At 60.2% G+C, this 13,487-nt stretch carries 9 protein-coding genes; 7 read left to right on the top strand and 2 right to left on the bottom strand.

The features are described from left to right. The first annotated feature begins 17 nt into the window (after nucleotides 1-17). The 4 genes from EJA71_RS13180 to EJA71_RS13165 all read left to right on the top strand — a co-directional run bounded on the left by EJA71_RS13180 (nucleotide 18) and on the right by EJA71_RS13165 (nucleotide 6,750). Nucleotides 18-1,382: a hypothetical protein gene (locus EJA71_RS13180; protein ID WP_256671737.1), complete on the top strand. Its 1,365-nt coding sequence runs from the start codon at nucleotides 18-20 to the stop codon at nucleotides 1,380-1,382. Then, complete coding sequence (locus EJA71_RS13175; RefSeq protein WP_158957473.1) at nucleotides 1,379-2,401, top strand: HAD family phosphatase; 1,023 nt, start codon at nucleotides 1,379-1,381, stop codon at nucleotides 2,399-2,401. The genes EJA71_RS13180 and EJA71_RS13175 overlap by 4 nt, the downstream gene beginning before the upstream one ends. A 71-nt stretch (nucleotides 2,402-2,472) precedes the next feature. Beyond that, nucleotides 2,473-4,053 (top strand): arylsulfatase, encoded by a 1,581-nt coding sequence (locus EJA71_RS13170; RefSeq protein WP_158957471.1) that lies wholly within the window; start codon nucleotides 2,473-2,475, stop codon nucleotides 4,051-4,053. A 192-nt stretch (nucleotides 4,054-4,245) separates the two neighbouring features. Then, nucleotides 4,246-6,750, top strand: coding sequence for a fused MFS/spermidine synthase (locus EJA71_RS13165; RefSeq protein WP_158957469.1), 2,505 nt, complete (start codon nucleotides 4,246-4,248; stop codon nucleotides 6,748-6,750). Nucleotides 6,751-6,889: 139 nt separating this feature from the next. Here EJA71_RS13165 and EJA71_RS13160 read toward each other — a convergent pair whose 3' ends face one another. Continuing rightward, entirely contained in the window at nucleotides 6,890-7,567 is a 678-nt protein-coding gene (locus tag EJA71_RS13160) for a DUF3313 domain-containing protein (protein WP_158957467.1), read from the bottom strand. 212 nt (nucleotides 7,568-7,779) lie between these two features. On the opposite strand from EJA71_RS13160, the gene EJA71_RS13155 reads away from it, so the two are divergent. Then, complete coding sequence (locus tag EJA71_RS13155) at nucleotides 7,780-10,167, top strand: tetratricopeptide repeat protein (RefSeq protein ID WP_158957465.1); 2,388 nt, start codon at nucleotides 7,780-7,782, stop codon at nucleotides 10,165-10,167. A 141-nt stretch (nucleotides 10,168-10,308) separates the two neighbouring features. Here EJA71_RS13155 and EJA71_RS13150 read toward each other — a convergent pair whose 3' ends face one another. Beyond that, nucleotides 10,309-11,283 carry a hypothetical protein gene (locus tag EJA71_RS13150; RefSeq protein ID WP_158957463.1) on the bottom strand — a complete coding sequence of 325 codons (975 nt, stop codon included), beginning with the start codon at nucleotides 11,281-11,283 and terminating at the stop codon, nucleotides 10,309-10,311. Nucleotides 11,284-11,739: 456 nt separating this feature from the next. Between EJA71_RS13150 and ccoN the strand changes: the two genes are divergently transcribed. Both ccoN and EJA71_RS13140 read left to right on the top strand, forming a co-directional pair. Next, nucleotides 11,740-13,167 (top strand): cytochrome-c oxidase, cbb3-type subunit I, encoded by a 1,428-nt coding sequence (ccoN, locus tag EJA71_RS13145; protein WP_158957461.1) that lies wholly within the window; start codon nucleotides 11,740-11,742, stop codon nucleotides 13,165-13,167. Nucleotides 13,168-13,185: 18 nt separating this feature from the next. Next, nucleotides 13,186-13,404 carry a cbb3-type cytochrome c oxidase subunit 3 gene (locus tag EJA71_RS13140; protein ID WP_158957486.1) on the top strand — a complete coding sequence of 73 codons (219 nt, stop codon included), beginning with the start codon at nucleotides 13,186-13,188 and terminating at the stop codon, nucleotides 13,402-13,404. Nucleotides 13,405-13,487: the final 83 nt, after the last annotated feature.

The raw sequence follows: 13,487 nt of genomic DNA, 5'->3' as shown, positions 1-13,487 counted from the left end.
GTGTTTTCACCGGTTTTGTGAACACTGGACAACTCTGTGGGAGCTGGCTTGCCAGCGATGGGGCCCGAGCAAGCACCACAAAAATCAGCATTGTGTTGCTGACCAGCCTGCTCAGCTTCAATACATTTGCAGCCACCCCCCAACTCAAAATCCAGGCCCACCTGCAACCCGCCGAAGGCGCGATGGTTGGCGGTCTGGTCGAACTGCAACTCGACGTCCTCACCGACACCTGGTTCACCAGTGCCGCCACCCTGCCCGAGCTGAAACTCGACGGCGCTCAAGTCATGCCGCCGAACGGTCAGGCCCAGCACCTCAACCAGACCATCGACGGACAATCCTTTAACGGCTTGCGCTACAGCTACCTGATCACCCCGAATGTCGCGCGCAGCTTCGACATTCCAGCACTCACCGTGCGCGCCACGCCCGGCCAGTCCAGCACCGAGATCAGTGCGCAGAGCCAACCCGTGCAGTTCAGCGCCGCCCAGCCACCGGGGTTCAAACCCGGAGAAACGCCACTGGTCGCCACAGGCCTGCGCTTCACGCAAAGCATCGTCAATTCGGCCACCCCGCTGAAAGTCGGTGACAGCATCACCCGTCAACTGACCCTGCAAGCCAACGGTGCATTGGCGATGGCCCTGCCCGTTCCGGCTCTGGACGATGTCGCCGGCCTGAGCCGTTATGTGAAAACCCCGCAAGTCACCAGCCTCGATGACGGTCGCGGCGACATTCTTGGCGGTCAGCGCATCGACAGTGTCAGCTATCGCATCGACAAGGCCGGCGCCTACACCCTGCCGGCGATCGCGGTGAAGTGGTGGGATTCTGCCGCAAAACAGACCCGCACCACGCAGGTGCCCGCCGTGACGTTCGATGCCGTTGCCAACAGCGCCTACAAACCGGTGTTCTCGATCAGCGAAGACCTGAAACAGCTCGGCCAGCATCGTCTGTATTTGTCCACGCGCTGGCTGGTGTGGCTGAGTCTGCTGGTGGCGCTGATCGGCGTCGGTTATCTGAGCCGCCCAGCCCTCATCCGTGGCTGGCAACGCTGGCAGGCGCGCAAACACGCGCGACAACTGGCCTGGCAACAGTCGCCTGACTATGCCTGGCGACATATCAACGCCGAACTGCAAGGCAAACCTGCACAACTGACGGCGCTGTATCTGTGGCTACGCCGCAGTCGGCTGGGCCTGAAACTGGTCGATGCCGCGCCGCGTCTGCAAGGGCTGTTACGCGGGCTTTACGGTCGCCAGCCAACCGCCGAGCAAACACTCGTTCAACTACGCGAATCCTTGACTACGCTTCACAGTCAGGTCCAACAGCAGCAGGTAAAACCGGCGCCGGCCCTGCGCCCGCTCAATCCCGTTCACGAGAAGGATTTCCCATGACGAACCCGATGCTGTACCGCCAACGTTTCGGACTCGCCCTGCTGTTCAGCCTGGCATTGCCCCTGCTTGCGCAGGCCAGCGAGCCGCTACCGTCGTGGAACGACGGACCGGCGAAAAAAAGCATCATTGAATTCGTCCAGGCCATCACCGACCAGACCAGCAAGGACTTCGTCAAACCGGCCGAGCGCATCGCCGTGTTCGATAACGACGGCACCTTGTGGAGCGAGCAACCGATGTACTTCGAGTTGCTGTTTGCGCTGGACGAGGTCAAGCGCACGGCGGCGCAGCACCCCGAATGGAAAACCACCCAGCCGTTCAAAGCGGTGCTGGAAAACGACCACAAGGCCCTCGCGGCGTCGGGCATGGACGGCTTGTTGAAAATCGTCGGCGCGACCCACACCGGCATGACCACCGAAGCTTTCGATGACTACGCCAAGACCTGGCTCAGTCAGGCCCGCCACCCCAAAACCGGCAAGCCGTACACCGAGATGATCTTCCAGCCGATGCTGGAAATGCTCGATTACCTGCGCAAACAGGACTTCAAGACCTACATCGTGTCCGGCGGCGACACCGGGTTCATGCGTGCCTTCGCCGAGAAGGTTTACGGCATTCCACCGGAACAGGTGATCGGCACCACGTTCATCACTTCATTCCAATACAAGGACGGCAAGGCCTCGATCGTGCGCACGCCGAAACTGGCGCACAACGACGACGGCCCGGGCAAACCGGAGAGCATCGATGCAGTGATTGGCCGCCGGCCGATCCTCGCCTTCGGCAACTCCGACGGCGACCTGCAGATGCTGCAGTGGACGGCGGCAGGTTCCGGCAAACGCCTGATGGGTCTGGTGCATCACACCGACGCCAAGCGCGAATGGGCCTATGACCGCAAATCCGATATCGGGCGTCTCGACAAGGCGCTCGACGAAGCAAATTCCCGTGGCTGGACCGTGGTCGATATGGCGAGCGAATGGCGCCGGATCTACCCGTTCGAGTCAGCGGTCACCGAGCAGGTGCAATAAGAAAAGCGTGATGCAGGACGGCAATAAACGTTAGTCGCAATAAACGACCCCCGCGAAAAGGAGCAAGTCAGATGACTCGCATACGCAAGTGGCTACCGAAATTCGCCCTGGTGGCAACCTCGGTGATGGCGCTGTCGGCAACTGCCACAGCGGCTGAAAAACCCAACATTCTGGTGATCTTCGGCGATGACATCGGCCAGACCAACATCAGCGCCTATTCCATGGGCGTTGTCGGTTACAAGACCCCGAACATCGACCGCATCGCCAAAGAAGGCATGATGTTCACCGATTACTACGCGGAGAACAGTTGCACGGCTGGACGATCGTCGTTCATCACCGGCCAGACGCCGCTGCGTACGGGCCTTTCGAAAGTGGGCCTGCCGGGCGCAACTGTCGGCCTGCAAAAACGTGACATCACCATTGCTCAAGCGTTGAAATCGCAAGGTTACGCCACCGGCCAGTTCGGCAAAAACCACCTCGGTGACCGCGACGAATATCTGCCGACCAACCACGGTTTCGACGAGTTTTTCGGCAACCTGTACCACCTCAACGCCGAAGAAGAGCCGGAACGCGAGAACTGGCCCAAGGACAATCCCGAGTTCACCAAGGCCTTCACCCCACGCGGCGTGATTCACAGTTTCGCCGATGGCAAGATCGAGGACACCGGCGCGCTGACCACCAAGCGCATGGAAACCATTGACGACGAAACCACCGCTGCAGCCCAAGCCTTTATCGAGAAACAGGCCAAGGCGGACAAGCCGTTCTTCGTGTGGATGAACACCACGCGCATGCACTTGTTCACCCATGTGCGTGATTCGATGAAAGGCCAGAGCGGGATGGCCGGCAACGAGTACGCCGACGGCATGATCGAACACGACGGCGACGTCGGCAAACTGCTGAAAACCCTCGATGACCTGAAAATCACCGACAACACGATCGTCGTCTACACCACCGATAACGGTCCGAACCAGTTCTCCTGGCCGGACGCCGCGACCACACCATTCCGTAACGAGAAAAACTCGAACTGGGAAGGTGCGTTCCGGGTTCCGGCAATGGTGCGCTGGCCAGGCAAGATCAAACCGGGCGAAGTCTCCAACGAGATGTTCTCCGGTCTGGACTGGTTCCCGACGCTACTCGCCGCTGCCGGTGATGCGGATGTGAAAGACAAGTTGCTCAAAGGTTGGGCACCGGCGTCCGGCGGCGCCAACTATAAGGTGCATCTGGACGGGTACAACCAACTGCCGTACCTGACCGGCCAGCAACCAAAGGGTGAACGCAAAGAGTTTTACTATTTCAACGACGATGGCGTGCTGGTGTCGATGCGTTACGACAACTGGAAAGCGGTCTTCTGCGAACAGCGTGAACCGGGCGGTTTCAAAGTCTGGAGCGAACCGTTCGTATGCCTGCGCGTACCGAAAATTTTCAACCTGCGCATGGATCCGTATGAACGTGCGGACGTCGTTTCCGACCAGTACTCTGACTGGACGACGAAGAACGTTTACCTGACAGAGGTCGCCGTGATGAAGTCCGCCGCATTCCTGCAGACTTTCGTCGATTACCCACCTAGCCAGAAACCGGCCAGCTTCAGCATCGACCAGATCCGTGCTGCGGTAGACGCCAAAATTGCAGAAAAAATGAAAGCTGCGCAGTAACACCGCAAGACTGCCGCCCGCCTGTATCGGCGGGCGGACTTATTGATCGTTCCCACGCTCTGCGTGGGAACGCAGCCCGGGACGCTCCGCGTCCCTTGCCGAAGCGGACGCAGAGCGTCCAATGAGGCATTCCCACGCAGAGCGTGGGAACGATCAGCCAGTCACAATGACTTTTGAACTAAGGCGTCCGCAATGTCCTCACGTATCGCCAGCAAGCCTTCGGCCATACCCGTTCCGCAATCCACCTCTGCAGCCCTGCTCATTCCCGCCCTGCTGCTGTGCATCTCCGGCGCCGCCGCGCTGGTCTATCAGGTGCTGTGGATCAAGCAGCTGTCGCTGGTGGTCGGCGTCGAGGTCTACGCGATCACCACCGGCATCAGCGCGTTTTTCGCCGGTTTGGCCATCGGTGGCTGGCTGTTCGGGCGCTGGGCAGATCGCTTGCAGCAACCGGTTCTGCTCTACGCCGGGCTGGAAGTGCTGGTGGCCATCCTTGGGGTCGGCGCAACGTTTGCCATGAGTTTGGCAGCCAGCCCGTTTGCCTGGCTGCAAGGACACGTCGGGATCCTTGCGTGGCTGCTGCCCTTCGCCCTGGTCGGTATCCCCGCCGTTCTCATGGGCGGCACGCTGCCGGTGCTGGTGCGTTCGCTGGCGGCTGACCCGGGCAAGGCCGGCGGTCAGTTGTATGCGGCGAACACACTGGGCGCGATTGTTGGCACCTTGTTGGCGGCGTTTGTGTTGATCGCCACCCTCGGCGTGCGCGGCAGTGCGTTGTTTGCAGCGATGCTCAATCTGTTGGCCGCCGTCGCCGCGTTATGGTTTGCCCGACAGCAGCCGGCACCCGTAACAACCACCGTCAAACATCACAGCGAAACAGCTTCGGATCGCACCGCGCTTTGGCTGTACGCCATCGCCGGCGGCGTGGCCCTCGGCTACGAAGTGGTCTGGTCGCAATCGATCGTGCAGTTCATGAGCACCCGTACCTATGCGTTTGCCGTGGTGCTGGCGACCTACCTCACTGGGCTGTTTATTGGCAGCGCCCTGCTCGCCCGCCGCGTTGAACGGATTCGCGATCCGTGGGGTGTGTTCGGTTTGCTGATTGCCGGCGCCGGGCTGATCGCGCTGCTGGAGATCGCCGTGCTCGGGCGCTGGCTGATCCTCGCCCAAACCCAGGCCGAAATGTGGCTGCTGAGCCTGGGCGCCAGTGATCTGGCCGGCATGAGCGCGCGCTTTGCCGTGGCGGCGCTGAGCATCGTGTTTGTGCCGACGTTGCTGCTCGGCGCGGCGTTTCCTCTGGCGCTGCGTTTGAGCGTCGGTCAGGAGCGTGTCGGGCGCGATGTCGGTGCAGTGGTGGCATTCAATACGCTGGGCGGGATTGTCGGCGTGATGCTGTGCGGTTTCCTGTTGATTCCGTTACTGGGATTGGTGCGTACCTTGGGCCTGCTGGCGCTCATCGCCGCTGGCGTCGGCTACTGCGCCGTGCGCAAAGGACACCACGTCAAGAAAGGCCGGCGTCAGGCGGTGGTCGCGCTGGGTCTGGTGTCAGTGGCCTTGGCCGTGTTTACACCGGTCGACAAACTCGCCAGCCTGTTGCCCGGCGCGCGCAACGGCACTCTTTCGTTTTATGAAGAAGGTCGTGGCGGCACCGTCGCGGTGGTCGCGCAAGGTCGCGGCGAAAACATCTTCCACCGTTTGTACATTCAGGGCGTCTCGAACACCGGCGACGCGATGCCGTCACTGCGCTACATGCGCATCCAGGCGTTGCTGCCGCTGCTGATCCACAACGGCGAACCGCGCTCGACGCTGGTGATCGGTTTCGGCACCGGCATCACCGCTGGCGCGATGCTGCGCTATCCGGGGCTGGAACATCGCGTGGTGGCCGAATTGCTGCCGTCAGTGGTCAAGGCTGCGCCGCTGTTCAAAGGAAACTTCAACGCGGCCAGCGACCCCGGCGTCGACGTACGTCTACGCGATGGCCGTCAGGAGTTGCTGAGCAGTGCGCAAACCTACGATTTGATCACCCTCGAGCCGCCACCGCCCTCCGCTGCCGGCGTGGTCAATCTGTATTCGCGAGATTTCTACCTACTGGCCGCCAGCCGTCTGGAGCAACAAGGCATCGTCGCGCAGTGGCTGCCACTGCCGACGCAGAACATCGACGACTCGCGCTCGCTGGTGCGCAGCTTCCTCGATGTGTTCCCGTACGCGTCGTTGTGGACCAGTGAGTTTCACGAGATGTTGCTGGTCGGGTCGATGCAGCCGATGCAACTGGATGCCGCGAAAATCTCCGAGCGGTTTCAGCAGGACAGCGTGCGCAGCACCTTGCAGGATGTCGGCATCGGCTCCGCTGCTGCCCTGCTCGCCACTTGGGTGACCGATCGCGCAGGTCTTGAACGCTTTGCCGCCGACGCGCCGGCGGTGACCGACGACCAGCCGCGCATCGAATACGCGCCCTGGGTGCGCAGCAAGGAAATTACTCGGGTGCTGCCAGCGTTGCTCGATCTGTATCAGCCACCGTCACTGGTCAATGCCGATGCCGGATTCACCGAGCGCATGGAAACCCATCGCCAGCGTTTGATGCAGTTTTACCGGGCGAGCCTGCATGCCTATGACGGCGATCGGGAAGCGTGGGGAAGGGATATGCGCGACGTGATGCAGTGGGATGGTGCGAATCCGTATTTCCGCTGGTTTACCGGCAAATGATTCAGCGCCTGATCCACCGATGAACCTGATAAACCAATCATGTAGGAGCTGCCGAAGGCTGCGATCTTTTGATCTTTTGGTCTGTTGAACAGCAAGATCAAAAGATCGCAGCCTTCGGCAGCTCCTACATGGGCGGTGGTTATTTGGATTCGGACTTCAGCTTCAGATACATCTGGTGCATGTCCGTTGCCCAGCCATCAATGACGGCTTTGACATCATCGGCCTTCAACGCCTGAGTGTCGTTTTCCAGCGGTTTGCCAGTGCCTTTGCGCACAACCTGAGCCACCACATGGTTGTTGGCGCCATCCATGAACACCGCTTCGGTGGCCAGCGTGGTCTCCTGATCGCGGATACCACTGGCGGTGCTGACTGCCGCAGCCACCAGTGCAATCGGGATCACTTCATAGGCGTGCAGGCCTTCGGTCTTGCTGCTCACGGCGGTGATCGCCGGACGCACTACGATCACGCCAGGCCCAGGTCCTGAGGCCAGTGGCAACGATTTGCTCAGCTCACGCTTGAGTGCCTGGTCGTAGTAGCTGGTGATGCCATTGAGGGTTTGCTGGGAGATTTTTGCGGTCGGTTGTGGCTTTGGATAGAGCTGGCTCGGTTCGACATACACGCTGCTGAACTTATTGATGTCGAGTTTCGGGTCCATCCAGCGCATCACCTCGGCACCGGACGGTGATTTGGCCTCCTTCAGTTGACTGTAGTCTTTGAGGAAGCCCGAGTACTCTTTCGGGTCGACGGTTTTGCTGGAGCAACCCACTACGGCGAGGGTCGCAAAACACAGCGTGCCCATCATTACTGCTAGCTTCATGCTGTAACTCCTGTCAGAAGGCCGAAAACTTTGCCTGGGGGAGTTACAGGTATAGCTAAAACCTCAGCATTTGCGATTGCAAATTACAGAATTCACGTAAGCCTGAGCGATAGATCACAACCGTCATTTGACAGACGCCGGCCATCCGGCAAAGCTGCATCGAGCTTGAACGCACGCCAGACGGCAAATGCACCTGGACCACGGAAGTCGTAATGCCCAAGCATAAAAATAAAGCAGTACAACCCGACCCTGATTCGTCGCAACCTTCACTTTCGAAATACCTGTTCCCGATCACCATTGGCGTGCTGCTGGCCGCGGTTGCCGGAATCGGCTGGTTTCTGTTCAGCCCTGCGTCGACCACCGCGCCGAGCACCGTCCCCGCCGTTTCTGCACCTGCACCTGCACCTGCACCTGCACCTGCACCCGTAGCGCCCAAGCCACAACCGGTCGCGCTGAAACCGGCAACCATGGTCGATGAACAACAATGCCAGGGCTGTCACACCGAACAGGTCAAGGACTGGCAAGGCTCGCATCACCAATTGGCGATGCAACCGGCCAACGCCGAGACCATGCTTGGCGACTTCAATAACGTCACCTTCAAAGCGGAAAACGAAACCACGCGGTTCTCGCGCAAGGGCGATGAATTCTGGGTGAATACCCCCGGCATCGACGGCAAGAATGCAGATTTCAAAGTCGCCTACACCTTCGGCATCGCGCCGCTGCAGCAGTATCTGATCGAAGTCGGTGAGGGTCGCTTGCAGGCGCTCGGCGTGGCGTGGGATACCGAGAAACATCGCTGGTTCCACCTCTACCCCGGCCAGGGCGTCAACTTCAAGAACCCGCTGCACTGGAGCAAGCCGAGCCAGAACGCCAACTTCATGTGCGTCGAGTGTCACACCACTGGTTTCAAGCGCAATTTCGACGCGGCGAGCAACACCTTCAACAGTCACTGGAACAGCCTCGGTGTCGGCTGTCAGGCCTGCCATGGTCCGGCGTCCAATCACCTGGAATGGACGCAGAAAAAAGGTGATCTGATCCACCAGGGTTTCGATGTCGACCTAAAGGACAAGAACGCCACCGTCGAGATCGAAACCTGCGCTCGCTGCCATGCGCGCCGCGCACCTTTGGGCGACGGTTACACCGTCGGCAAGCGCTTGATGGACGATTACCTGCCGAGCACCCTCACCCGCGAGCTCTACGCACTGGACGGCAAGATCAAGGATGAGGTGTTCGAACACGGCTCGTTCCTGCAAAGCAAAATGTTCGACAAGGGCGTGCGCTGCAGCAACTGCCACAATCCGCACAGCAGCGAACTGAAAGCACCGGGCAATGCGGTGTGCCTGCAATGCCACAACACCGCCGGCAAGACTTCGGTCGAAGGCGTTGACGGCAAAGGCCTGCAAGCGAAGAACTACGATTCCATCGAACACACCCGCCACACCATGGGCCAGCCTGGCTCACAGTGCGTGGATTGCCACATGCCCGGCAAGTTCTACATGGGCAACGACTTCCGCCATGATCACAGTTTCAGCATTCCCAACCCGGAACGCGCGCAGAAGCTCGGTACGCCAGATGCCTGCCTGACCTGTCACCAGGGCAAGGCCGGCGACAAGGTCACCGCGCAGTTCAAGTTGTGGAGCGCTTCCACCGCGCCGCAAGCGCCACGTTATGACGAGAGCCTGTGGCTGATCCGCAACGGCCAGCCCGGCGCTGCGGATGCGCTGTATGCGCAGTTGCAGCGCAGCAACCTGCCGGCGATCCAACGGGCGACGTTGCTCGCGGAACTGCCGCTGTATCCGAGCGAACAGGCATTGAAACTGGCGACTCAGGATCTGAAAAATCCATCCCCCCAGGTTCGCGAAAGCGCGGTGCGGGCGATCAGCGCATTCCTGCCGCCACCGGAGCGTGCGCCGTTGTTGGCGCCGCTGCTGGGTGATCCGGTGAAAGCCGTGCGCATCGTCGCGGCGCGGGATCTGCTCAGCGTCGCGCGTAACGACGGTCTCGGTGCCGCGCAAGCCAACTGGGACGCGGCGATTGCCGAGTACGAGGCCGTGCAGAAAAGCCTGCTGGAGCGCGCCGAGGCCAACCTGAATCTGGCGATGCTCTATCAGGCCAGTGGTCGCAGCGGCGAAGTTGAGGGCTTGCTGCGTTCAGCGCTGAAACGTGACCCGGACTTCTACCCGGCACTGGTGACGTTGGTGCAGTGGCTGGAAGCCAATGGTCGTGGTCGGGAAGCGCAACAGCTGCTCGACGAGAGCCTCAAGGAACACCCGGATGCCGCGCTGCTGCAGCACACGCGTGGACTGTCGCTGATCCGCGCTGGCAAGACTGCGGAGGCCATGGCGTCACTGAAAAAAGCCGCGCAACTGGAACCGCAGAACGCGCAGTACGGCTATGTGCTGGCCGTGGCGTTGCATGGCAATGGCAAGGTTGATGAAGCCTGCGCCATTCTCGAAGGTTTGCTCAAGGTACAACCGGCGAACCGCAATGCGCGGCTGTCGCTGATCCAGTGGTATCTCGACAGCGGGCAAGAGCCCAAGGCGCAGGTGCTGTTGCAGGGTTGGAAGAAGATGAATATGGGGGATCCGGCGCTGAAGTGACCCGTGCGCTCAGCCCCGCCCCCTGTAGGCGTGAGCCTGCTCGCGATAGCGGCTTGTCAGCTACATCAATGTTGACTGATACACCGCTATCGCGAGCAGGCTCACTCCTACAGGATCGGAGTGGTAATCAAGCTCGCGGAATTACCAGGACGACGTCTCACCACTGCGCAACGCCATCTCGCGCCGGCTGTTGATGTGCATCGCTTTGATCAGCGACACCGTGCCCACCAGCAGAATCGCCGCGCCCAAGAGGAAGTCGATGTTGTACAACTGGAAGTCCTGCACCGGTCCGATCAGCAGCACCCGCACGATCGCGGCGCCGACCAGTGTGGCGAGGAAGTCGATCCCCGGTTCGTTGCGGTAGAACACCAGCAGCAACGGTAGGCAGAGCACCAGCAGCAACATCAGCACGACCGCCTTGAACGAACCTTTACGCTCGACACTGAACGCGCATTCGTGCGGCCCGTACGCCTTGAAATCCTCGTCGCGAATCATCGAGGTCTTCTCGTTGATATAGTCGACGCGGTTGTATTTCTGGATTGGCGTGAAGGTGTTGGACATCTCCATCAGCGTGGTGATGTTCTTGAAGCGCAGGTCGACACGCTCGCTGCCCTTGAGGTAATACAGCACCGGTTTGTAGCCGTAGCGATAAGTGTCGAAAGGGAATTCGGTGACCTGGCCCTGCACCCCAATCGGGCGCGGCTCAAGTTCGGCGTAGGCACTTTTGTTGGTCGCGGAGAGGTTGCGGCTCAATGGCTGCACCTTGACCTGCTCAAGGAAAATCGGCGTGACGCCGTAAGACCACTGCAACGGTTCCAGACGCAAGCGCAGTTCATTGCGGCTCAAGTCATAACGGTTGAAGGTGCGTTCGGAGACCACCAGCGAACCGCTGAGCATGAACTCGCCGCGCAGGTTGTTGGTGACGCGCAGCGTCAGTTGATCCTTGCCCAGCAACGCCGCTTCGTTGGTCGGCGGCGTGCCGCACCACGCGGTACTTTCGCCGACACCGCCGAGCTGGCCGCCACTGTTCTCTTTGAATACATAAAAGTAACTGGCCCACAGCGTCACCATCAAAAGCAACGCTGTGAGACCGAGGATTTTTTTGCCCGGACTCACTGATCAGACTCCCTTCTTCGGTTCCATCGTCCAGCCGAAAACCCGCTGGCGACGGCGACTCTACCAAAAGGCCACCATCGACCCAAGGGAAAATCCCCGATTGGGCAAGCTTGTAAGGGTTTCCCTTGTTACCGCCGCTTTTCTGTAGGAGTGAGCCTGCTCGCGATTGCGGTGTGTCAGTCAACATCATCGTTGCCTGACACTCCGCAATCGCGAGCAGGCTCACTCCTACAGTTTTTGACCGCACTATGGCGCTACAGCGCAGCACGCAACAAATTCACCTGAAGCGATAAAAACCATATCAGCGCGTGGCAGAACGCCGCAGTCAGCACCTCCATCTGATCCGCACAAATCAAAAATTCCTGAGCCTGTTTTGTTTCTGGCGGGGTTCCTACAGTGCAGCTCATGCCAGACCGGGTGGCCTGGCAAGACTTTGCAACCGTGGATGAACTGACCATGAGCACAGCAACAATCGGACAGGCTTACAACTACAAGGTCGTCCGCCAATTCGTCATTGCGACGATTTTCTGGGGTGTGGTGGGGATGGCGATGGGCGTTTTCATCGCCTCGCAACTGGTCTGGCCGGACATGAACCTCGACCTGCCGTGGACCACCTTCGGCCGCCTGCGACCGCTGCACACCAGCCTGGTGATTTTCGGTTTCGCCGGCAGCGCGCAATTTGCCGCCAGTTACTACGCGGTGCAGCGCACCTGCCAGGTTCGGCTGTACTCGGACACCCTCGCCGCGTTCACCTTCTGGGGCTGGCAGTCGGTGATCGTGATCATGCTGATCAGCCTGCCGCTCGGTTACACCACCACCAAGGAATACGCCGAGATCGAGTTCACCGGCGCGGTGTGGATGGCCGTCGTTTGGGTCGCGTACGCCATCGTGTTTTTCACCACCGTGGTGCAGCGCAAGACCCAGCACATCTACGTCGGCAACTGGTTTTTCGGTGCGTTCATTCTGGTGATTGCCATGCTGCACGTGGTCAATCACTTGTCGATTCCGGTGGACTGGTTCAAGTCGTATCCGGTGTATTCCGGCGCCACTGATGCGATGGTGCAATGGTGGTACGGGCACAACGCCGTGGGCTTTTTCCTGACCACGGGGTTTCTCGGGATGATGTATTACTTCGTGCCGAAACAGGTCAATCGCCCGGTGTATTCGTACCGGTTGTCGATCGTGCATTTCTGGGCGCTGATCACCCTGTACATCTGGGCCGGCCCACATCATTTGCACTACACCGCCCTGCCGGACTGGGCGCAGTCGCTGGGCATGGCGATGTCGCTGATTCTGCTGGCGCCGAGCTGGGGCGGGATGATCAACGGCATGATGACCTTGTCCGGCGCCTGGCATAAGTTGCGCACCGATCCGATTTTGCGCTTCCTGGTGTTGTCGCTGGCGTTCTACGGCATGTCGACGTTCGAGGGGCCGATGATGGCGATCAAGACCGTCAATGCCCTCTCCCACTACACCGACTGGACCATTGGCCACGTGCACGCCGGGGCGTTGGGCTGGGTGGCGATGATCACCTTCGGCGCGACGTATCACATGGTGCCGAAAGTGTTTGGCCGCGAGCAGATGTACAGCACACCGCTGATCAATTTGCACTTCTGGCTGGCGACCATCGGCACGGTGTTGTACATCGCCTCGATGTGGGTCAACGGTATCACTCAGGGTCTGATGTGGCGGGCCATCAACGAGGACGGCACGCTGACCTACTCGTTTGTCGAAGCGCTGCAGGCCAGCCATCCGGGGTTCATCGTGCGCTTTGCCGGCGGGGCGTTTTTCCTCACAGGCATGCTGCTGATGGCTTACAACGTGTGGCGCACGGTGCGCGTTGCCGACGTCGCGCTGGCCCACCGTGACGCGCAGATCGCCTGAAGCAGGGAGCCGGTGATGATGGAGGTTGTCTTCGATGTGCTGGGCGTGGTGTTTCTGTGGCTGGCGGTGGAGTACTGCCTGCGGCGGGAAACGGCGGACAGTCTGGATGAGGCGAGCATGGTGCCGTTTGCCGATGATCCGGAAGTGGCGCGGCGGGTTGAGCTGGCTACCGGGAAAAGCGTGAAAGCGGTGGCGCCGGAAGCGCCAAAACCGGGTTGGATCAACCTCGATATGTAAATCCCGGCCCCTGTAGGAGCTGCCGAAGGCTGCGATCTTTTGATCGTTCCCACGCTCTGCGTGGGAATGCAGCCCGGGACGCT

It is taken from the genome of Pseudomonas sp. PB106 (assembly GCF_009764645.1).
GTDB lineage: Bacteria > Pseudomonadota > Gammaproteobacteria > Pseudomonadales > Pseudomonadaceae > Aquipseudomonas.
This window is presented reverse-complemented; position numbering and strand designations above follow the sequence as displayed.